General features: G+C 64.8%; 18 protein-coding genes. 12 read left to right on the top strand and 6 right to left on the bottom strand.

What is annotated here, in order from left to right:
* Positions 1 to 128: 128 nt before the first annotated feature.
* Together acs and V9L18_RS04500 are read left to right on the top strand one after the other, a co-directional pair.
* Complete coding sequence (gene acs / locus V9L18_RS04505; RefSeq protein ID WP_337346275.1) at positions 129 to 2,150, top strand: acetate--CoA ligase; 2,022 nt, start codon at positions 129 to 131, stop codon at positions 2,148 to 2,150.
* Between the two features lie 176 nt (positions 2,151 to 2,326).
* Positions 2,327 to 3,112 carry a DeoR/GlpR family DNA-binding transcription regulator gene (locus tag V9L18_RS04500; protein WP_337345977.1) on the top strand — a complete coding sequence of 262 codons (786 nt, stop codon included), beginning with the start codon at positions 2,327 to 2,329 and terminating at the stop codon, positions 3,110 to 3,112.
* A gap of 10 nt (positions 3,113 to 3,122) precedes the next feature.
* On the opposite strand, the gene V9L18_RS04495 is transcribed toward V9L18_RS04500, so the two are convergent.
* Positions 3,123 to 4,142 (bottom strand): LacI family DNA-binding transcriptional regulator, encoded by a 1,020-nt coding sequence (locus tag V9L18_RS04495; RefSeq protein ID WP_337345976.1) that lies wholly within the window; start codon positions 4,140 to 4,142, stop codon positions 3,123 to 3,125.
* Positions 4,143 to 4,156: 14 nt separating this feature from the next.
* On the bottom strand, positions 4,157 to 5,359 hold the full coding sequence (locus tag V9L18_RS04490; RefSeq protein ID WP_337345975.1) for a Gfo/Idh/MocA family protein: 1,203 nt from the start codon (positions 5,357 to 5,359) through the stop codon (positions 4,157 to 4,159).
* A 212-nt stretch (positions 5,360 to 5,571) separates the two neighbouring features.
* Between V9L18_RS04490 and V9L18_RS04485 the strand changes: the two genes are divergently transcribed.
* The 6 genes from V9L18_RS04485 to V9L18_RS04460 all read left to right on the top strand — a co-directional run bounded on the left by V9L18_RS04485 (position 5,572) and on the right by V9L18_RS04460 (position 12,914).
* Positions 5,572 to 6,513 (top strand): carbohydrate ABC transporter permease, encoded by a 942-nt coding sequence (locus V9L18_RS04485; protein WP_376043939.1) that lies wholly within the window; start codon positions 5,572 to 5,574, stop codon positions 6,511 to 6,513.
* Positions 6,514 to 6,522: 9 nt separating this feature from the next.
* Positions 6,523 to 7,449, top strand: a complete 927-nt coding sequence (locus V9L18_RS04480; protein WP_337345974.1) for a carbohydrate ABC transporter permease — start codon at positions 6,523 to 6,525, stop codon at positions 7,447 to 7,449.
* A gap of 51 nt (positions 7,450 to 7,500) precedes the next feature.
* Positions 7,501 to 8,844, top strand: coding sequence for an ABC transporter substrate-binding protein (locus V9L18_RS04475; RefSeq protein WP_337345973.1), 1,344 nt, complete (start codon positions 7,501 to 7,503; stop codon positions 8,842 to 8,844).
* Between the two features lie 167 nt (positions 8,845 to 9,011).
* The gene (locus V9L18_RS04470) at positions 9,012 to 11,207 is read left to right on the top strand and encodes an alpha-galactosidase (protein ID WP_337345972.1); all 2,196 of its coding nucleotides are present in this window, start codon (positions 9,012 to 9,014) and stop codon (positions 11,205 to 11,207) included.
* Positions 11,208 to 11,358: 151 nt separating this feature from the next.
* Positions 11,359 to 11,841: a type II 3-dehydroquinate dehydratase gene (aroQ, locus tag V9L18_RS04465; protein ID WP_337345971.1), complete on the top strand. Its 483-nt coding sequence runs from the start codon at positions 11,359 to 11,361 to the stop codon at positions 11,839 to 11,841.
* 2 nt (positions 11,842 to 11,843) lie between these two features.
* Positions 11,844 to 12,914, top strand: coding sequence for a DUF2332 domain-containing protein (locus V9L18_RS04460; RefSeq protein WP_337345970.1), 1,071 nt, complete (start codon positions 11,844 to 11,846; stop codon positions 12,912 to 12,914).
* Positions 12,915 to 12,938: 24 nt separating this feature from the next.
* Here V9L18_RS04460 and V9L18_RS04455 read toward each other — a convergent pair whose 3' ends face one another.
* Entirely contained in the window at positions 12,939 to 14,123 is a 1,185-nt protein-coding gene (locus tag V9L18_RS04455; protein ID WP_337345969.1) for a MarP family serine protease, read from the bottom strand.
* 274 nt (positions 14,124 to 14,397) lie between these two features.
* Between V9L18_RS04455 and V9L18_RS04450 the strand changes: the two genes are divergently transcribed.
* Positions 14,398 to 15,075, top strand: coding sequence for a Crp/Fnr family transcriptional regulator (locus V9L18_RS04450; protein ID WP_131135058.1), 678 nt, complete (start codon positions 14,398 to 14,400; stop codon positions 15,073 to 15,075).
* Between the two features lie 249 nt (positions 15,076 to 15,324).
* Positions 15,325 to 15,522 (top strand): hypothetical protein, encoded by a 198-nt coding sequence (locus tag V9L18_RS04445; protein WP_337345968.1) that lies wholly within the window; start codon positions 15,325 to 15,327, stop codon positions 15,520 to 15,522.
* Between the two features lie 6 nt (positions 15,523 to 15,528).
* Here V9L18_RS04445 and V9L18_RS04440 read toward each other — a convergent pair whose 3' ends face one another.
* The 3 genes from V9L18_RS04440 to V9L18_RS04430 are packed head-to-tail and all read right to left on the bottom strand — an operon-like array spanning position 15,529 to position 17,147.
* On the bottom strand, positions 15,529 to 16,440 hold the full coding sequence (locus V9L18_RS04440; protein WP_337345967.1) for an NUDIX hydrolase: 912 nt from the start codon (positions 16,438 to 16,440) through the stop codon (positions 15,529 to 15,531).
* A 16-nt stretch (positions 16,441 to 16,456) separates the two neighbouring features.
* Positions 16,457 to 16,990, bottom strand: coding sequence for a RidA family protein (locus tag V9L18_RS04435; protein WP_337345966.1), 534 nt, complete (start codon positions 16,988 to 16,990; stop codon positions 16,457 to 16,459).
* 1 nt (position 16,991) lies between these two features.
* Positions 16,992 to 17,147, bottom strand: coding sequence for a DUF4177 domain-containing protein (locus V9L18_RS04430; protein WP_011693223.1), 156 nt, complete (start codon positions 17,145 to 17,147; stop codon positions 16,992 to 16,994).
* 37 nt (positions 17,148 to 17,184) lie between these two features.
* On the opposite strand from V9L18_RS04430, the gene V9L18_RS04425 reads away from it, so the two are divergent.
* Positions 17,185 to 19,452 (top strand): transglycosylase domain-containing protein, encoded by a 2,268-nt coding sequence (locus tag V9L18_RS04425; RefSeq protein WP_337345965.1) that lies wholly within the window; start codon positions 17,185 to 17,187, stop codon positions 19,450 to 19,452.
* A 6-nt stretch (positions 19,453 to 19,458) separates the two neighbouring features.
* On the top strand, positions 19,459 to 20,406 hold the full coding sequence (locus V9L18_RS04420; RefSeq protein ID WP_337345964.1) for a metallophosphoesterase: 948 nt from the start codon (positions 19,459 to 19,461) through the stop codon (positions 20,404 to 20,406).
* Positions 20,407 to 20,491 lie beyond the last annotated feature (85 nt).

Here is a 20,491-nt window from a genome sequence, read left to right as displayed (position 1 = left end):
TGATTTCGGAACAGCTCTTTGCGGAATGTCCGTGACCGGCCGTTGCCCAATGCCGCGCAAAGCGGTGGGGTGCCGCCCGGCCACGGCACATGCCGCGCAGCAAAGGTCGATGAATGATGAGGTTCACCATGTCCCAGGACACTCCCGGCTCCACCGCCACCGCTCCCGAAGCTTCCGTGCAGAGCGACCAGCAGGGCGATGCCTTCGAAAATCTGCTGCACGAGAACCGCAAGTTTGCGCCAACCCCGGAATTCGCTGCCGACGCCGTGGTCACCGCAGCCGATTACGCCGAGGCCGACGCCGACCGGCCGGCGTTTTGGGCCAAGAAGGCCCGTGAACTGCTCACCTGGTCCAAGGACTTCGATGAGGCCCTGGACTGGTCCAACCCGCCCTTCGCCAAGTGGTTCGTAGGCGGGGAGGTCAACGCCGCCTATAACGCCCTGGACCGGCACGTGGAGAACGGGCTCGGGGACCGGGTGGCCATCTATTTCGAGGGCGAACCCGGCGATACCCGCACCTACACCTACGCCCAGCTCACCGAGGAAGTAAAGAAGGCCGCGAACGCGTTCGAATCCCTCGGCGTGGCCAAGGGCGACCGGGTGGCCGTCTACCTGCCCATGATCCCCGAAGCCGTGATCACCCTGCTGGCCTGCGCCCGCATCGGTGCGGTTCATTCTGTGGTGTTCGGCGGGTTCTCCGCCGACGCACTCCGGTCCCGGATCGACGACGCCGAAGCCAAGCTGGTGGTCACCGCCGACGGCACCTACCGGCGCGGCAAGCCCAGCGCCCTCAAACCGGCGGTCGACGACGCCCTGTCCCGTCCTGGTGACGGTAGCGGCCACAGCGTGCAGAACGTGGTAGTGGTCAAGCGCAACGGCCAGGACGTGGACTGGCACGAGGGCCGCGACCACTGGTGGGACGACACCGTCGGTGCGGCATCCGCCCAGCACACCGCCGTCGGGCATGACTCCGAACACCCTTTGTTCATCCTGTACACCTCCGGCACTACCGGAAAGCCCAAGGGCATCCTCCACACCACCGGCGGCTACCTTACCCAGGGCGCCTACACCCACAAGGCAGTCTTCGACCTGCACCCCGACACGGACGTCTACTGGTGCACGGCCGACGTCGGCTGGGTCACCGGGCACTCGTACGTCGCCTACGCCCCGCTCATCAATGGCGCCACCCAGGTCATGTACGAAGGCACCCCGGACTCCCCGCACCAGGGCCGGTGGTGGGAGATCGTGGAGAAGTACAAGGTGTCCATCCTCTACACCGCGCCCACAGCGATCCGCACGTTCATGAAGTGGGGCCGGGATATCCCGGACAAGTACGACCTCTCCTCCCTCCGGGTCCTCGGTTCGGTGGGTGAATCCATCAACCCCGAGGCCTGGATGTGGTACCGCGACGTCATCGGCTCCAACAAGGCACCGATCGTGGATACCTGGTGGCAGACCGAAACCGGCGCCCAGATGATCGCCCCGCTGCCCGGCGTCACTGCCACCAAGCCCGGCTCGGCCCAGGTGCCTCTGCCCGGCATCGCCGTGGACGTCGTGGACGAACTCGGCCAGTCCGTCCCGAACGGCCATGGCGGGTTCCTGGTCATCCGTGAGCCCTGGCCCGCCATGCTCCGCGGCATCTGGGGCGACCCCGAACGGTTCAAGGACACTTACTGGTCCCGCTTCGAGACCATGTACTTCGCAGGCGACGGCGCCAAGAAGGATGAGGAAGGCGACATCTGGCTCCTGGGCCGCGTGGATGACGTCATGAACGTCTCCGGGCACCGGCTCTCCACCACCGAAATCGAATCCGCCCTCGTCTCGCACCCGTCCGTCGCCGAAGCCGCCGTGGTGGGCGCTGCGGACGAGACAACCGGCCAGGCCGTCGTCGCGTTCGTCATCCTCCGTAGCGACGTGGTGGACTCAGGCGACCAGATCATCGCCGAACTCCGCAACCACGTGGGCAAGGAAATCGGCCCCATCGCCAAACCCAAAACCATCCTCGTGGTACCCGAACTGCCCAAGACCCGCTCCGGGAAAATCATGCGCCGCCTCCTCAAGGACGTCGCAGAAGGGCGCGAAGTAGGCGACGCCACCACCCTGTCGGACCCGACCATCATGAAGCAGATCGCGGCATCCCTGCGGAAGTAATGCGTGGCAGGGCGAGGAGCGGCAGTCATCCTCTGCGCGCTGCTCGTTCCTCGCTCTGACGCGCGCTGCCGGATAACTCCCGCTCCTCGTCGACGGCGCTTCCCACCACTGTGGGCGGCGCCGTCGCCGTATGCTTGGTGCAGCCCCTGTCCGCTGGCTTTAAGGATGGTTTTTAGATGCTTCCCGCTGCTCGACATCAGGCGATTGTGGACGCCGTCCAGCGTGAGCGGGTTGTTCGCGTGTCCGACTTGGCGCAGCAGTTGGGCGTTTCGCTGATGACCGTGCGCCGGGATATTGAACTGCTGGAGGAGGGCGGCCGGCTGGAGCGGATCCACGGCGGCGCCAAGATCCCCGGTGATGTCAGCACGCACGAACCCGGCTTTGAGCTCAAATCCACCCAGCTGACGGCCGAGAAGAAGGCCATCGCCCTGGAGGCAGCCAGCCTGGTGCACGAAGGCATGGCAGTGGGCCTCAGCGCCGGGACCACCACGTGGGCGCTTGCCAAGGAACTGGTCAACGGTCCGCGCATCACGGTGGTCACAAACTCCGTGCGCATCGCGGACCTGTTCCATCACGGCGCATCCGCCGGCTCTGCCCGTTACGGCTCCACGGTGATCCTCATCGGCGGCGAACGCACGCCGTCGGACGCGCTTGTTGGGCCCATCGCGACGGCGGCCCTGAAGCAGCTGCACCTGGATGTGCTGTTCCTGGGTGTGCACGGCATGGACGCGGACGCCGGCTTCACCACCCCCAACCTGCTGGAAGCCGAGACGGACCGAGCCTTCGTGGCCGCGGCGCGCAACGTCGTCGTACTGGCTGACCACACCAAGTGGGGAATGCTGGGGATCAGCACCATAGCGGCCCTGGACGAGGCCGATGAGGTCATCAGCGATGCTGGCCTCAGCCCCGAAGCTCGTCGGATCCTGGGCGAGCGGACCGGCAGGCTTCGGATCGCGGGTTAGCCGGACTTCCCTAGGGACAGCCGCAGGACTGGCGGACGTGCAATTTAGTAGCGAAGATGCGGTGCCGGGGCTTCTCGCCGCGTCGGGCGGCCACGAGGGCGGCCACGGCGGCCTCTGCCATATCGGCCACGGGCTGCTCGACCGTAGTTAGCGGTGGCCACGAGTATTCGGCCTCAATGGAACCGTCGAACGAGGCGACTGCGATATCGCCCGGCACCGAGAGGCCGGCCTCATGGATCGCCCGCAACAGACCGATCCCCTGCATGTCAGAGGTGGCAAAGATGGCTGTTGGCCGGTTGATCGACGCCAAAAGGCGTTGCCCGGCAACATAACCGCCGGGCCGAGTGAATGAGCTGTACACGATGGGCCCCTCCGGCAGGCCCGCTTCCTGCAATGCCTCCCGCCAACCGACCTCACGGCCATCTGTGCTGTCGGAAACGTTGGTGCCCATTGCCAGGCCGATGTTGGTGTGGCCGTGGCTGATCAGATGCTGGACTGCGATCCGGGCGCCGGCTGCGAGATCAACACCGATGCTGTTGAAACCGGGGGCATCCCGTTCCTGGTTCAGCAGTACGGAGGGGATGTCTGCCGTTTCCAGGACCTCCAGATCGGGTTCAAAGAGGACGCTGGCCAACAGCACCCCGTCCACCTGCCGGGCAGCCAAGTTGCGGATATTTCGCCGCTCCTTGGCGAGGTTCCCGTCTGAGTTGCTCAGCACCAGGGCATAGCCCAAGTCGGCCGCTGCATCCTCCACCGCGTGGGAGAACAGAGCGAAGAAAGGATTGGAAATGTCCGGGACCACAAGCCCCAGGGTCTCGCTGGAGCCCAGCTTGAGGGCGCGGGCCGCCGCGTTGGGGCGGTAGCCCAGGACGCGGATGGCGTCCTTGACCTTCGCTTCGGTGACGGGGGCCACCTTCTTTGGCCCGCCGTTCACCACATAGCTGACGACGGCGGTGCTGACGCCGGCGTACCGGGCAACGTCCTTGCGGGTCACCGGGCCGCGCGGGGCCTGCACTGCTGGAGTCGTCATGATGTCAATGCTAGCTATCGAATTTCCGGGGCATCGCCAAAGTCGCGGATGGGCAGCCGTTCCCCACCGCGGAGGGCTGACTCGTGGGCCACAATGCCGGGAAGGGTGAACCGCGCGGCAACCCAGGCATTGACAGGTGGCAGCGTCCCGGTGTTGACCGCTGTCACGAAGTCGTCCACCAGGAAGTGGTGGCTGCCCTCGTGGCCGTTTGGCGCGCCGCGGAACTCCTCAGGGAGCCGTTCGGCGTCGTGGACTGGCGAGAGCCCGGAGACAAACGCGTCCCTCAGTTCCGGGGCAACGTTCGCCAGGGACGGGTCGTCCAGGGACATGCTGGGACGGGTTTCGAACTGCTCGGAAATATCGTGGACGTTTTCCTTGTCCTGCCACACTGTGACTTTGGCGAGCTGCTCGAAGCTGGCCTCCGTACCGAAGAACCGGAACCGGGACTCCCTGATGTGCGAGGGATAGCCCACCCGGCGCATCTCGTTGGTGCGCATCACGCCGCCGTCGTTGAGTTCAAAGAGGGCCGTGGCGTTGGAGAAGTCATTTCCGAACATGCTGACTTCCTTGTCAAAGACGCCGTCATTGCGGTCATCCTTCACTCCTACGCAGCTGACGCTGACCGCATGGGCGGGGACGGCGCCGAGTACTCCGCCGACTGCGTGCGTGGGGTACAGCATGGGTGGGTAGCTGGCGGTTTCCTTCCAACGCTCGCCGCCGCTGTACTGGTAGGCGTCGTAGAACCCTAGATCCATGTCGTGGACGTAGTCCCCTTCGGCGTAGAAGATCCGCCCGAAGCGGCCGGCGGCAAGCTGCTTGCGTGCGTAGACGGTGGCGGGGTTGTAGTAACTGGTCTCCCCCATCATGTAAACCAGGCCGGTTTCACGGACGGCGTCGATGATCCGGGCGATTTCGTCCTCGGAAATGGCCATGGGGACGGCCGAGTAGACGTGCTTGCCGGCACGAAGGGCCTGCTCCACCAGGGGACCGTGCGTCCAGCGCTGGGTGAAGATTGCCACGGCATCGACGTCGGAGGCGAGAAGTTCCTCGAAGCTCGCCTTTGCCCCCACCAAGTGGTAGCGCTCCACTGCCTCAGCGGCACGCTCCGGAAGCTCATCCACCACATACACCGAGCTCACGCCGGGGTGGAGATTGAAGAGGTGCGCGAACTGGCCGCCGAACTGGCCGGCTCCTACTACGCCGATTGAAAACGCCATTGTCCCTCTTTCCACGGGTGCTTGCAGGAGCGCCGGGCAAGCGCTGTCCATCAGGAATCCCAGTGTTGCACCGGAATCTACTCGAGTCAATGGGCTAGCGACTGGATTAATCCCTGTCAAATAAGCCTAGAAATTCTTCTTGCCACATTCAATCTACTCGTGTAGATTTCTCACCAGTTGTTATCCACATCACAGTCAGGAAAGGGTCGACGATGACCACCCTTGCCAAGCACACGAGATCCGCCCCGCCTAAGCCCGGAGCCCCCATGCCGCGCGGCGGCTACCGCCAGCTGGGCGACCTCAAGATCGCCCTCCTCTTCATCGCCCCGGCCATGATCGGGTTCGTCTTCTTCTACGTTGTCCCGACCATCCGCGGTGTGTACCTGAGCTTCACGGAGTACAACATCCTGGGTGACCCGGAATGGGTGGGGATGGACAATTACACGGCCATCGCCAAAGACCCGCTGTTCTGGAATTCCCTGGCGGTCACGGGCCAATACGTCTTCCTCAACATCGTCCTCCAGACCGCCCTGGCCCTGGGCCTGGCCCTCCTGATGCACCAGGTGGCAAAGTCCACGCTCATCCGCGGCGCACTGCTGTTGCCCTACCTGATGTCAAACGTCATCGCGGCGCTGCTGTGGTTCTGGATGCTCGACTACCAGATCGGTGTGGTCAACCAGTTCATCGAATGGTCCGGCCTCCCCCGGGTCGCCTTCTTCGGAAGCGAGGAGTGGGCCATCCCCACCCAGGCTCTGATCAACACGTGGCGCCACATGGGCTACACAGCCCTGCTGATCTTCGCCGGGCTCCAGGCCATCCCTGGCCACGTCTACGAAGTGGCCAAACTCGACGGCGCGTCACCGTTCCAGACCTTCAGCAAAATCACCATTCCGCTGCTGCGGCCGGTGCTGGTCCTGGTCCTGGTTGTCACGGTGATCGGCTCGTTCCAGGTATTTGACACCGTTGCCGTGACCACCGCCGGCGGGCCGGTCAACGCAACCCGCGTCATCCAGTACTACATCTACCAGCGTGCCTTCACCGAGTCGGACTTCGGCTACGGATCTGCAATTGCCGTCATTCTCTTCCTCATCCTCGCCTTCGTGGCCTTCATCCAAATGAAGTTCCTCAAGGGCAACGAGTCGGACCTGGACTAGGAGCCCCGCATGACCACCACCACCAGCCGCGCACCGCTGCCGGCCTCAACTCGCCGCCGTCGTCCGTTCAACCCCCGCCGGGCAGGTGCCTGGGCCCTCCTGGTCCTGGCCATCGCGGTCTCAGTCCTGCCCTTCCTCTGGGTGCTGCGCACGGCATTGTCCACCAACTCGGCACTGGCTTCCAACTCGGCCAGCCTGCTTCCCGCGGAATTCACTTTCGGCGCCTTTATGCGGGTATTCGGCCTGCAAAGCCCAGCCGACGCCGTCGCGGAAGGCGGTTCCGGTGCCGCCATCGATTTCTGGCTCTACCTGCGGAACTCCATCATCTTCTCCTCCATCACCACCGCCGGAGCCGTGTTCTTCAGTTCGATGGCTGCGTACGCCTTTGCCCGGCTGCGCTGGAAGGGACGGAACCTGGTGTTCAGCCTGTTCCTCGGCACCATGCTGGTCCCGCCGATCTTCACGGCCCTGCCGAACTTCCTGTTCATCAAGAACCTGGACCTGCTCAACACCATGCTCGGCATGGTCCTGCCGTACGTCTTTATGACACCGTTCGCCATCTTCTTCCTGCGCCAGTTCTTCCTGAACATGTCCCGGGAAGTCGAAGAGGCGGCAATGCTCGACGGCGCCAAGCACCTGCGCATCTTCTTCCAGATCGTTCTCCCCAACGCCGCTGCCCCCATCGCCACCCTCGCACTGCTCACCTTCATCGGCCAGTGGAACGAATACTTCTGGCCTTTGCTGGTCGGTTCCCAGGATGACGTGCGGGTCCTGCAGGTGGGCCTCGGTGTCTTCAAATCACAGTCCCCGCAGGGAGCCCCGGACTGGTCCGGCCTGATGGCCGCCACCCTCATTTCGGCCCTGCCCGTCCTGATCCTCTTCGCCGCCTTCGGCAAGAAGATCGTCAACTCCATCGGCTTCTCCGGCATCAAGTAAATTTCCCCACCAGTAACAGCCCATCGCATCCCCCGAACGGAAAGTAGAACCATGAAGAAAACCCTCGGCGCCGTTGCCGTCGCCGCAACTGTGGCACTGTCCCTGTCCGCCTGTGGCGGCGGCTCATCGTCCTCGGCAGAGTCTGCCAAAGGCGAGATCAGCTACTGGCTGTGGGACGCCAACCAGCTGCCCGCCTACCAGCAGTGCGCAGACGACTTCACCAAAGCCAACCCGGACATCAAGGTCAAGATCACCCAGCGCGGCTGGGACGACTACTGGAGCACCCTGACCAACGGCTTTGTCGGCGGCACTGCCCCGGACGTCTTCACCAACCACCTCGGACGCTATGGTGAGCTCGCCGAAAACAAGCAGCTGCTGCCCATCGACGACGCCGTCGAGAAAGACAACGTAGACCTCACCGCCTACAACGAGGGCCTCGCGGACCTCTGGGTCGGCCAGGACGGCAAGCGCTACGGCCTGCCGAAGGACTGGGACACCATCGGCCTGTTCTACAACAAGGCCATGCTCGCCAGCGCCGGCATCACCGAAGACCAGATGAAAGACCTCGCCTGGAACCCCGAAGATGGCGGAAGCTACGAAAAGGTCATCGCCCACCTGACCGTTGACAAGAACGGCAAGCGCGGCGACGAGGCCGGCTTCGACAAGGACAATGTCGCCGTCTACGGCCTGGGCCTCAATGGCGGAGGAGATTCCTCCGGCCAGACGGAGTGGAGCTACCTCACCAACACCACCGGCTGGTCCCACACGGACAAGAACCCGTGGGGTACGCACTACAACTACGACGACCCCAAGTTCCAGGAAAGCATGGCCTGGTTCGCCGGACTGGCCCAGAAGGGCTACATGCCCAAGCTGGAGACCACGGTCGGCGCCGCGATGGCAGACACCTTCGCAGCCGGCAAGTCTGCCATCAACGCCCACGGCTCGTGGATGACCGGCCAGTACATCAGTTACAAGGGCATCGAGGTGGGCATCGCCCCGACTCCCGTTGGTCCGGAAGGCGAGCGCGCCTCCATGTTCAACGGCCTGGCTGACTCGATCTGGGCAGGCACCAAGAAGAAGGACGCCTCCATCAAGTGGGTGGAGTACCTCGCTTCCGCTGACTGCCAGGACGTTGTGGCCTCGAAGGCCGTGGTCTTCCCGGCGCTCAAGACCTCCTCTGACAAGGCCGCCGAAGCCTTCAAGGCCAAGGGTGTGGACGTGACGGCCTTCACCGAGCACGTCAAGAACAAGACCACTTTCCTGTACCCGATCACTGATAACACAGCCAAGGTCAAGGGCATCATGGAGCCCGCCATGGACGCCGTGGTGTCCGGCAAGGCGCCCGCCAGCTCCCTGACCCAGGTCAACGAACAGGTCAACGCCCTCTTCAAGTAGGCCTGGTCCACCAAAAAACGTGACTGCGGGTGTGGCCGCAGTCATCGGCTCCGGATGCCGCCGTTTCCTCCTCGCGGCGGCGGCATCCGGACACCACACCCCAACACAGCACCACCACCGTCCTGCGTCAGTGAACGCACGCCATAATTACCGAAAGAGATATACCTATGGATTCGCTCCACCTCCGTACCGCCGGCACCAGCCTGGTGATCAGCTTCGACAGCGGGGAGGCCGAGATTATCCATTGGGGCGCCGATTTGGGTGACGCCCCACTTCCGGACCTCGCCATCCTCGGCGAGCCGATCCCGCACTCCGCCATCGACGCCACCGTACCCGCCAGCCTCCTGCCGCAGGCGTCCTCCAGCTGGCGTGGCCGTCCCGCCCTCCGCGGCCACCGCGTCGCCGACGGCGTCTCCGGCCTCGACTTCTCAGCTCGCCTCCGCGTCGTCACAGCGACGGCCGAGGGTAACTCCGCTGCCATCGTCCAGTCCGATCCCGACGCCGGCCTCACCGTCCTGTCCTCGGTGACATTGCACGACGGCGGCCTGCTGGAGCTGCGTCACACCGTCACCAACGATGGCACCACGCCCTATCAGCTCGACGAACTGGCAACCGTCCTCCCGGTGGCGCCGGACGCCGTCGAACTCCTTGACCTGACCGGGCGCTGGTGCCGGGAACGCCACCCGCAGCGCCGTCCCATCCAGCAGGGCACCTGGGTCCGCACCGGCCGGCATGGCCGCACCGGACACGACTCCTCGCTGCTCTTCGCCGCCGGCACCGCTGGATTCGGCAACCGCCACGGGAAGGTCTGGGCCACGCACCTTGCCTGGAGCGGCAACCACGAGCAGTTCGCAGACAGCATCGGCGACGGCCGCACCATGATCGGCGGCTCGGAGCTCCTCGGCCCTGCCGAAGTGATCCTCGAGCCGGGTGCCAGCTACACCACTCCGGCACTGTTCGCCGCCTACTCCGACCGCGGCCTGGACGGCATCAGCGAGGCGTTCTACAACTGGTTCCGCTCCCGCCCCCACCACGTGCTCCCCGCCGCAGGCGGCGGCAAGCCCCGCCCCGTAGTGCTCAACACCTGGGAAGCTGTCTACTTCGACCACAACCTGCCCACCCTGATCGAGCTCGCCGATTCCGCCGCCGAGCTCGGGGTGGAACGATTTGTCCTCGACGACGGCTGGTTCCGCGGGCGACGCCACGACAACGCCGGGCTTGGCGACTGGTACGTGGACGAGGCGCTGTGGCCGGACGGGTTCACGCCGCTGATCGACGCCGTGACATCCCGCGGAATGGAATTTGGGCTCTGGGTTGAACCGGAAATGATCAACCTCGACTCCGACATAGCCCGCGCCCGCCCCGAATGGATCGTCGGCCCGGCCGCCATTTCGCACAAGGACGGCGGCCGCCTGCCGATCGAGTGGCGGAACCAGCATGTGATCGACCTCGTGAACCCCGAAGCGTGGCAGTACATCTTCGACCGCGTGGATGCGCTCCTGTGCGAGAACAAGATCAGCTACCTCAAATGGGACCAGAACCGGGACCTGCTGGAGCACGGCCACGCCGGACGCTCCTCCGTCCACGAGCAAACCCTGGCGGCCTACCGGCTCTTTGACGAACTCAAGAAGGCCCATCCCGGCGTCGAGATTGAAAGCTGTTCCTCCGGCGGCGCCCGCGTTGACCTGGGGATCCTGGAACGCACGGACCGGATCTGGGCCTCGGACTGCAACGACGCCCTGGAACGGCAGACCATCCAACGCTGGACCGGGCTGGTGGTCCCGCCCGAACTGGTGGGTGGCCACGTCGGCCCCACCACCTCGCACACCACAGCCCGCACCCACGACCTGTCCTTCCGTGCCATCACGGCCTTGTTTGGCCACTTCGGCATGGAGTGGGACGTCCGGGAGGTGCAGGGTGCGCAGCGCGACGAGCTCAAGCGCTTCATTGGGCTGTACAAAGAACACCGCGATCTCATCCACTCCGGGCGCATGGTGCGCGCGGACGTTGCCGACGGCTCCCTGCTCCTGCACGGCGTAGTGGCCTCCGGAACCGATTCGGCCCGACCCGCACAGGGCACAACGGCGGCACTGTTCGCCCTGGTCAGCACGCGCACCGCGTTCGCTGAGCAGACCGGCCGCATCACCATCCCCGGGCTCGAACCTGAAAGCACCTACCGGGTGGAGGCCATCTTCCCGACACCTGGAGACGCTGACTACGCCCACACCTACACGCAAGTGAGGCCGCCGTCATGGCTGGCCGACGGAGCAGTTGCCGGCGGCCGCTTCCTGGCCGAAGTGGGCCTGCCGATGCCCATCCTGAACCCGGAACATGCCCTCGTGCTGAGGTTCACCGCACTATAGTGTCGGATTCTGCTCCATCATTTGCTGGCCGAGTCCCACGCCTCCTGGAATGGCGGCACGGTGGAACCACACCGGACGAATGATGGTGCAGAATCCGGCGCTCAGGCTGGCGCCAATCGGTCATCAGCCGTCATCACCTAAAGTTGGCAGCATGAACGAATCCGATCAGAGCCTCCCAGACAGCAGTACCAAGACCGCCGGGCGTGGCACCATCCTCGTGATCAACGGCCCCAACCTCAACCTGTTGGGAACCCGAGAGCCGGAAAAGTACGGCACCTCCACCCTCGCCGACGTCGAGAAGCTGGCCGGTGCCACCGCTGAGGCCCATGGATTCACGGTGGAATGCGTCCAGTCCAACCATGAGGGCGTGCTTCTTGACGCCATCCACGCAGCCCGCGGCACCGCCGTCGGCATTGTGCTGAACGCCGGTGCCTTCACCCACACGTCTTTGGCCTTGCGTGACGCCCTCGCAGCGGTTCAACTTCCCGCAGTCGAGGTCCACATCACCAACGTGCACCAGCGCGAGGAGTTCCGGCACCATTCCTTCTTGTCCCCCGTCTGCACTGCTGTCATCGTGGGCGCCGGAGTGTTCGGTTACAAGCTCGCCATCGACTACCTGGCCGAAGCGCTGTAGCCATGACCGCCGGGCCGGAGCCCGAATCGGACGGTGTGCGCGTCCCGGCCGAGCCCGATGGGCATACCGCCGCGTGGTACCGGCATTTTGGCAGCGTGGAAGCCCCCGGTTCCTCCCCTTGTTACGCCGAATGGACGCTGGGGATCGCCGACGACCCGCAGATCATCGCCCGCATTGACCGGTGGCCGCATGACAAACGCCAGCCCAACCTGCTCCTTGCCGCCGCCCGGTACCTCGGAGCTGTGCCGGGCCCCTTTGAACAGTTCCGCGACTTCCTCAACGCCCGCTGGGACGATGTCAGCAGGATTGTGCTCTCACGGTCCACGCAGACCAACGAGGCAGGCCGCTGCGCCACGCTGCTGCCGTCGCTGGCGGCCATCTCGGAGGCTGAGGGTAAGCCGCTGGCTTTGCTGGAGGTGGGCGCCTCAGCGGGCCTGGTACTGTATCCGGACCGGTACGGCTACGAGTACGACGACGGCACGACAGTCACGCGGTTATCTCCCCGCCCGGACGTTGGAGCCCCGGCCGGGGTCCCCATCCTGAACTGCGCCACCACCGGCCCGGTACCTTTGCCGGCCTCGCTCCCGTCCGTGGTGTGGCGGGCTGGCATCGACCTGAATCCCTTGGACGTGGGGGATCCTGGGGACGTCGCGTGGCTGGAGGCACTGGTGTGGCCGGAACAGGAGTTTCGGCGCACACGACTCCAGCAGGCCGTCGCCATCGCCCGGCAGGATCCGCCACACCTCGTTGCCGGCGACCTGAACGAGCGGTTGCTGGAACTCGCCACCCAGGCGCCGGACGATGCAGCACTGGTGGTCTTCCACAGCGCGGTGATGGGTTATCTGACCGCCGCCGGCCGGACCGAATTCCGGCGGACCATGCAGCACCTCGCCGCCAGCCGGGGCGTCCATTGGCTCAGCAACGAGGGGCACATGGTCATTTACCAGGAGGACGGTTCAAACGTGGTCCCCGAGATTGACGCGCAGCGGATCCTTGGCAGGTTCCTGCTGACTCATAACGGCAGCCCGGTGGCCATCACCGGCCCGCATGGCCAAAGCCTCGAGTGGCTCTGACCCTTGCAGCTACCGGATGCACTGTTACTTCTGGATGCACTGCCCGGAGGATACCGGCGCACTGAGGCCGGGAGCCTGGGACGCCACCGGGTTGAGGTCATCCATAGTGATGGCGAAACCCAGTTCTGTGTCTGATGTCGCCTTGGCAAAGATCACACCGGCCACCAAGCCCTCCGTGGTCAGCAGCGGCCCGCCGGAGTTGCCGGGCTGGATGTCCCCAGCGAGCCGGTAGATCTCCTCGGGTGCCGGGCTGTTTCCATAAATGTCCGGCACCAGCACCGTGGTGATGTCCTGCACCGTGGCCGGTTTGGACAGGAATGGACCGCCGTGCGGATAGCCGGCGAAGGCCGCCGGGCTGCCGTTGGGAAGGTCCGGGCTCAGGGCCAGCGGCTCGGCGGGAAGTCCATCAACTGCCAGGACAGCGAGGTCGTGCCTGGTATCGAAATAGACCACCCGTCCAGGCATGGCACTGCCGCCAGGGACCTCCACAACGGGTTGCGACACGCCCGCCACGACGTGGGCATTGGTCACAACCCTTCCGGGTGAGACGACAAATCCGGTCCCGGTCTGGTTCTGGCCGCATTCGAAGGCGGTCCCGGCGATTTTAAGGACTGATTCTGCGGCGCGGTTCAGGGCGGGCGTGTCCGTGCTGGCGTTGGGCACTACCACCGGCTGGCCCTGATCGAGGCCTTCCAGGAGGGTGGGGATGCCGTTGCCGATCACCGTTGAACGCAGTTGCGCCATGGTGGCTTTGACCGGGGTGGGCGTCATGCCGTCGATGAACCGGATGACTTTCGATTCAGCCAACTGCTGGGACACCAATGGGACGCCGAGGGAGCTGACGCTAAAGGCGAGCATCGACATGATCAGCGCTGAGACCGCAACGTTCACGGCCCCGCCGATCAGCCGGTCCACGGCACGAAGCGGCCTGATCCGCACGGTGCCGCGGATTTTCCGGCCGATCATGGTGCCCGCTCCGTGCCCCACGGCGATCAGGACGACGGCGGCGGCCACGATGGCGGTCAGCCTCCACCCGGAATCATCAACGAAGCCGCTGACCAGGGGTACGGCGAAAAAGGCGGCCACGGCGCCAGCGGCGAACCCGGCGATTCCGCCCAATGTCACCAGGAACCCGTTGCGCAGGCCGTAGCCCAGATACGACAGCAGGGCCAGGATCAGTACCAGGTCCAGAACAGTCAGGCCAAACACTAAGGCTCCTTATAAACAGTTGAAACCCAATTCTAGTGGCGCCGGCTGACATTATTCTGTGCGTTCCCACCGGCCCGGATTCTGCTTGCGCATTATCCGCAGATCCTCCGGATACGCTCCGGAGGAATGCGGCTTCAGTTGCCTTGCACGGCTCAAATGGGCTTCCGGCCCAGCGCTTCAGGGCGTTTCGGCTGCCAAGTACGTCACAGAACGTTGAAAATTCTGAAACAATGGCACAAGCGCCACAGCCGACACTTTTTATTCAGGAGATTTTATGGACATCGAGGTACTGCGCCGAGCACCCCTTTTCGCCACGCTCGACGACGAAGCATTCCGTCTGCTGACGGACGAGCTGACCGAGGTGGACCTTTCCCGCGGAGCCTCGGTTTTCCGCGAAGGCGACCAGGGTGACCAGCTCTACTTCATCGTCTCCGGCAAGGTGAAGCTGGGCCGCACGTCTCCGGACGGCAGGGAATCCCTCCTGGCCATCCTTGGCCCGGGCGAACTCTTCGGCGAAATGGCCCTCTTTGATCCGAGCCCGCGAACCGCGACAGCCACGGCAGTCTCCGAAACCCGCCTGGCCGGACTGAAGAACGAGAGCCTGAACACACTGCTCCGCACCCGCCCCGAGGTTTCGGCCCAGCTGCTGCAGGCACTGGCCCGCCGCCTGCGCCGCACCAACGACTCCCTCTCGGACCTGGTCTTCTCCGACGTTCCCGGCCGCGTCGCCAAGGCCCTGCTGGACCTCGCCGACCGCTTTGGCCGCCCGGCCACGGACGGCGTCCTGGTAGCGCACGAACTCACCCAGGAAGAACTGGCCCAGCTGGTGGGCGCATCCCGCGAAACGGTTAACAAGGCCCTGGCCGAGTTCGTCCAGCGCGGCTGGCTCCGCCTGGAGGCCCGCGCCGTGGTGATTCTGGACATGCAGCGCCTCCGCCAGCGCTCCCGCTAACCCCGCAAAGTCCCAAGAAGCGTCCGGCCCGAGGCCGGCATCCTCCCCACCGTCACCCCATCCTCGCAAGCTCGGCCGCGGGGACCTCTGACGGCGTGGGTCCACGCGTGCTGCTCCTTCGTCGCTCTGACGCACGCTTCCGGATGCCGGACCTCGGGCCTTTTTGCGGGGGCTGCAGGGCGTTGCCCACCCACTCTCACAGCCAACGCCGCGCCCAAGCCACGGCGGTAAAATTAAGTGGCGAGGTGCATGGCGATGTCTGTGGCTACGGCTGTTGTGTTGATCCTGCTGGGCTGGGCTTGTGTGGGGGCCGTGATCGGTACGGTCGCCTTGGTGATCCGTGACGGCCGTGGCCAGATACCGCTGGAGCCCTCGGACGAGTCCTGGACGGCGGGTAATCTCCCCAGCCGCCCGTACGCCACCATCCGGTTGCAGGGCCGGCGCTAAAACACCCTAGCGCTCCCGCTGGGGGTCGCCCGCCACCGTCTTCGCGGCCTCGACTTCGAGCATGAGCTTGCCGTCCTCTTCAACAAGCCGGGGCTGGTACACGTGGGCCTTGCGCTTATAGCTGAGGTACGCGATGCAGCCGTTGGCGGCGGCCATCTTTTCAAGCATGATCTCGGAACCGGGAACGAGGAGCTGGCCGAGGGTGAGGCCCACAGTGTTCTCCACCCCCACTTCATCGCCCAGTGCAGTGGTGTCCCGATCAGCGATAACTGTGGCTGCATTGACCCATCGGCCCCAGACCCCCTTGCTTTCCAGCAGGGTGGGCTGCTGGTTCATCGGTACGGTCGCCGCAAAGTAGCGGGTGTCGAACCGATGGTGCGCGAAGTCCGGACTGCGCCAGTTCACCAGCGGCTTCAGGAGGTCCGTTCGGAGCGAGAGTCCCCGCTTGGCCAGGACGTCGCCGAACGACTTCTCCTGGTTCGCCACCAGTTCCCGTGCCCGCATCCACTCCGGCGTGGACGTGGCCTCCACCGTGCTGGTGGGGTCGGGTCCGGCCAGAAGCACACCGGTCTCCTCAAAAAGCTCGCGGATGGCGCCCACCACGTGGCGCCGCGCCAGCCCGACGTCGTCCGTCCCCAATTGCTCAGCCCAATGCTGGGGTGAGGGGCCCAGCCAACCCAGGGCGTCGTCGTCGGACGCGTCCAGGGAACCTCCCGGGAAGGCGAGGACCCCCAGCGGCGAGGAGCCCGGACGGTAGCCGAGCCAGGTCTCCAGGCCGGTGGGTGAATCGCGCAGCAGAACCACGGATGAGGCGAAGCGGGCAGCACGTGGCGTCCGCTCGCCGTGATCGAGCCAGCTTCGTGCCGCCCCTTCGAGATCAGGGGGAAGGACAAACAGGCGTCGGGCGAGTTGAGGCAAAAGAGGTGACCGGTCCTTAGCTGAATTCAGCGATCAGTTCGACCTCGACGGGCGAGTCGAGCGGCAGCACTGAAACGCCGACGGCGGAACGGGCGTGCTTGCCGGCGTCGCCCAGGACGCGTCCCAGCAGGTCCGAGGCACCATTGATGACACCCGGCTGGCCGGTGAAGGAGGGGTCCGAGGACACGAAGCCCACTACTTTCACGATCCGGGTAATGCGGTCAAGATCGCCAATGACACTCTTGACGGCGGCCAGGGCGTTGACGGCGCAAATGGCCGCAAAGCGCTGGGCGTCCTCGGGGGACACCGTGGCTTCGTCGGCGTATCCTTCGGTGCCGGTGGACACCTTGCCGGTAGCTTCGAGTTTGCCGTTAATAAACGGCAGCTGACCGGAGGTGTAAACGTAGTTGCCGGAGATCACTGCCGGCACGTAGCTGGCCACGGGAGCGGCCACCTCTGGAAGCGTCAGCCCGAGCTCGGAGAGGCGCTGTTCAACGGCGGAAATCGGCGCAGTTTCCGCACCGGACGTGGTGTTTGCGGGGGTGCTCACGTTACTGCTTCTCCCTCTTGAGGTAGGCAACAAGGCCGTTGCCGTCGGGACCTGTGACGACCTGGACGAGCTCCCAGCCGTCCTCTCCCCACTGGTCCAGGATCTGCTTGGTGGCGTGAATAATGAGCGGAATCGTCGCGTACTCCCATTTGGTCATGAGAGAAAGACTAGTCCTTGCCGGTAAAGTGGAAAACATGGTGACTCGTAAGAACCCCATTTTCGACACAGCCACTACCCTCGGAAAGATTTTAGGTTTCCTTGGCGTGAGCGCTATTTGCGGTGTCCTGGTGGCTGGCCTGCTGGTTCCCGCTGCCGCCGTCTCGGGCAGCGCAGCAAGCGGTTCGATCGAGTTCTTCGACACCCTCCCGGCGGAGCTGAAAGTAGACCCGCCCAGCCAGTCCACCAAGATCCTGGCCGCGGACGGCAGCCTCATCGCCAACCTCTATGAAGAGAACCGGACCAAGGTCTCCCTGGACCAGATCTCCCCCTTCATGAAGGAAGCGGTCATCGCCGTTGAGGACAGCCGGTTCTACGATCACGGCGGCGTGGACACCACCGGTATCCTCCGAGCCCTGGTGAGCACCGCCCGCGGCAACAAGCAGGGTGCCTCCACCATCACCCAGCAGTATGTCAACAACGTCCTCAACGCGAACCTCGCCGCTGAGGGCAACGAGGAGCAGATCAAGCTCAACGGCGTCAACAAAGGCGTGGGCGACAAGCTCCGCGAAATGAAGCTGGCCATCGCCCTGGAGAAGGAGTTCTCGAAGGAGCAGATCCTTGAGGGCTACCTCAACATCGTCTTCTTCAACCGGGACGCCTACGGCATTGAAGCCGCCTCCAAATTCTTCTTCAGCACCACTGCCAAAGACCTGACCCTCCCCCAGGCCGCCCTGCTGGCAGGCCTGGTCAACAGCCCCTCCGCCTTTGACCCGATCTCCAACCCGGACAACGCCAAGCAGCGCCGCGACCTGGTGCTCGGCCTCATGCTGAGCCAGGGCAAGATCACCCAGGCCGACCACGACGCCGCCGTGGCCACGCCAGTGGAGCCGAAGGTCACCCCCGCCCGCCAGGGCTGTGCCTACGCCGCCACCGCGCCCTACTTCTGCGATTACGTCCTGCACCTGCTGCTGAACAACCCTGCCTACGGCGCCACCTCCGAGGAGCGCATCAACAGTGTCTTCCGCGGCGGCCTGACCATTACCACCACCCTTGATCCCAACGCACAGAACGCGGCGCAGGCCGAGTCCGACGCGGCGGCCGGCGCCAACCCGGACAAGTGGGGCTCGGCGATCGTCTCGGTGCAGCCCAACACCGGCAAGATCATCAACATGGCCCAGAACACCTCGTTCCTGCCCGCTGACGGCAAGTTCGATACCCAAATCAACTTCAACGTGGACAAACTGGACAAGGACGGCAACGACCTCAACGGCATGGGTGGCGCCCAGCCTGGTTCCACCATGAAGCCATTCACCTTCGCTGAATGGCTCAACGAGGGCAAGTCCATGAACACGAACATCAACGCGGCGGTTCGGAAGTATCCGCAGAACTTCCCCTGGAGGAACACCTGCCCGGACCCCACGGTCGGCTGGTATGACGCCGGGATTCCCGGCAGCTTCGACCTGCAGAACTCGGACGAGGGCTACTACCGGAACATGACCGTCCTCTACGGTCTGATGAACTCCATCAACACGGCAACGTTCGCGTCCGCGGCCCAGGTTGACCTGTGCGGCATCCAGAAGATCGTGGACGCCGTGGGCATCCACGGCGGCCTGCCCACGGCTGAGGACCCCAACCCGCAGGTCAAGATGACCACGCTGGCCAACCTCATCGGTTCCACCCAGACGGCCCCGCTGACCATGGCCGCCGCGTTTGCCACGTTCGCCAACGACGGTAAGTACTGCGAGCCCATTGCCATCACCTCCGTCACGGACCAGACCGGCGCACAGCTTCCCGCCCAGTCCTCCAACTGCAAGGACGCCGTCAAACCCGAGGTGGCCCGTGGCGTCGCCTACGCCATGCAGGAAGTGCTGAACGGCGGCTCCGGTTCGCTGATCCAGCCCCGGCTGTCCACCAGGACCAACTTCCCCGTGGCAGCCAAGACCGGCACCAACGACACCAACGGCTCCACTTGGGTGGTGGGCTACACCACCGGCCTGGCCACCGCCGCGTGGTTCGGCGACCCCTTTGGCGACCAGAGCCGCCCGGGCCGGAACCTGACGGTAAACGGCAAGTTCTACCCGGCAGTGGACGGTTACATGATCGCCGGCCCGATGTTCTCCAAGTACATGCTCCAGATAGCCCCTGCCTACGGCACCGCCCCGTTCAATGCCCCGCCGACCAACATGGTGAGCGGCACACCGGCCCGGACCACTACGCCGAGTGCACCGGCCACCACGGCGCCACAGCCAACCACCCCGCCGACCCCTGCACCGGGTCCGGGAAACAGCGAAAAGAAGGACTAGCTACCTATGGCAGTCAGCCCTGCTTTGGCCAGCCGCGTCCGGAACATTGGGCGCGGCTTTGCCGTCTCCACTGCTGCCGGAGCAGCGGCCGGGCTGGCCGCCGTCGGCTACGGATTGTGGGAGAAGAACCAGTTCGTCCTCCGCGAGGAAACCCTTCCGATCCTCCCTGCCGGCCATCAGCCCTTCACCATCCTGCACCTGAGCGACATCCATTTTGTCCCGGGCCAGGACACCAAGGCTGCATGGCTCCAATCGCTGGCATCGCTGGAGCCGGACCTCGTGGTGAACACGGGAGACAACCTCAGCCATGTGAAGGCCGTAGACCCGCTGCTTAAGGCGCTCCGGCCGCTGCTCGAGTTCCCCGGTGTCTTTGTCCCCGGCTCGAACGACTACTACGCTCCGAGCCTGCGGAACCCGGCGTCGTACCTGCTGGGTCCGTCCAAGGTGAAGCGCGAAAACATCGAACTGGACTGGCCGCGGCTTCGGGCCGGGTTCGGCATGGGCGGCTGGATTGACCTGACCAACCGGAACCAGTCCGTGGTCCTGCGGGGGATGCGGTTCGACTTCTCCGGCGTGGACGACCCCCACCTGAATCGCGAACGCTACGCCGGCTGGCCCCGCGGAACCAAGAACCAGGACGATAACGCGCACCTCCGGGTGGCCGTTATCCACGCCCCCTACCAGCGCGTCCTGGACCACTTCACCCAGGACGGGGCGGACCTGCTCCTTGCCGGCCACACGCATGGCGGACAGCTCTGTATCCCCGGCTATGGCGCGTTGGTCTCCAACTGCGATCTCCCCACGTGGCGGGCCAAGGGACTCAACAACTGGGAGAGCAACGGATCCACGACGCCGGTAAACGTCTCCGGCGGCATCGGCACCTCGCGTTTCGCGCCGATCAGGATCGCCTGCCGGCCCGAGGCCGTCCTGCTGACCCTGACGGCTCCAGAGTAGCTCTCCAGCCTCAGGGCGGCATTGCGGAACGTGATAACTGGACAATCGTTCCCAGCCCGCACGAATCCTGTGAATCGAATCACGC

The organism is Pseudarthrobacter sp. CCNWLW217, from assembly GCF_037203985.1.
GTDB lineage: Bacteria > Actinomycetota > Actinomycetes > Actinomycetales > Micrococcaceae > Arthrobacter.
Note: the sequence above shows the minus strand (reverse complement) of the source record. Positions and strands in the feature narration are given on the sequence as shown.

Bases quoted from the DNA above. Each gene is read 5' to 3' on its own strand.
- V9L18_RS04425 (WP_337345965.1), top strand. From the start codon at position 17,185: ATGGTGACTCGTAAGAACCCCATTTTCGACACAGCCACTACCCTCGGA.
- aroQ (WP_337345971.1), top strand. From the start codon at position 11,359: ATGAACGAATCCGATCAGAGCCTCCCAGACAGCAGTACCAAGACCGCC.
- V9L18_RS04460 (WP_337345970.1), top strand. From the start codon at position 11,844: ATGACCGCCGGGCCGGAGCCCGAATCGGACGGTGTGCGCGTCCCGGCC.
- V9L18_RS04495 (WP_337345976.1), bottom strand. From the start codon at position 4,142: ATGACGACTCCAGCAGTGCAGGCCCCGCGCGGCCCGGTGACCCGCAAG.
- V9L18_RS04430 (WP_011693223.1), bottom strand. From the start codon at position 17,147: ATGACCAAATGGGAGTACGCGACGATTCCGCTCATTATTCACGCCACC.
- V9L18_RS04490 (WP_337345975.1), bottom strand. From the start codon at position 5,359: ATGGCGTTTTCAATCGGCGTAGTAGGAGCCGGCCAGTTCGGCGGCCAG.
- V9L18_RS04475 (WP_337345973.1), top strand. From the start codon at position 7,501: ATGAAGAAAACCCTCGGCGCCGTTGCCGTCGCCGCAACTGTGGCACTG.
- V9L18_RS04485 (WP_376043939.1), top strand. From the start codon at position 5,572: ATGACCACCCTTGCCAAGCACACGAGATCCGCCCCGCCTAAGCCCGGA.
- acs (WP_337346275.1), top strand. From the start codon at position 129: ATGTCCCAGGACACTCCCGGCTCCACCGCCACCGCTCCCGAAGCTTCC.
- V9L18_RS04445 (WP_337345968.1), top strand. From the start codon at position 15,325: ATGGCGATGTCTGTGGCTACGGCTGTTGTGTTGATCCTGCTGGGCTGG.
- V9L18_RS04420 (WP_337345964.1), top strand. From the start codon at position 19,459: ATGGCAGTCAGCCCTGCTTTGGCCAGCCGCGTCCGGAACATTGGGCGC.
- V9L18_RS04500 (WP_337345977.1), top strand. From the start codon at position 2,327: ATGCTTCCCGCTGCTCGACATCAGGCGATTGTGGACGCCGTCCAGCGT.
- V9L18_RS04480 (WP_337345974.1), top strand. From the start codon at position 6,523: ATGACCACCACCACCAGCCGCGCACCGCTGCCGGCCTCAACTCGCCGC.
- V9L18_RS04470 (WP_337345972.1), top strand. From the start codon at position 9,012: ATGGATTCGCTCCACCTCCGTACCGCCGGCACCAGCCTGGTGATCAGC.
- V9L18_RS04450 (WP_131135058.1), top strand. From the start codon at position 14,398: ATGGACATCGAGGTACTGCGCCGAGCACCCCTTTTCGCCACGCTCGAC.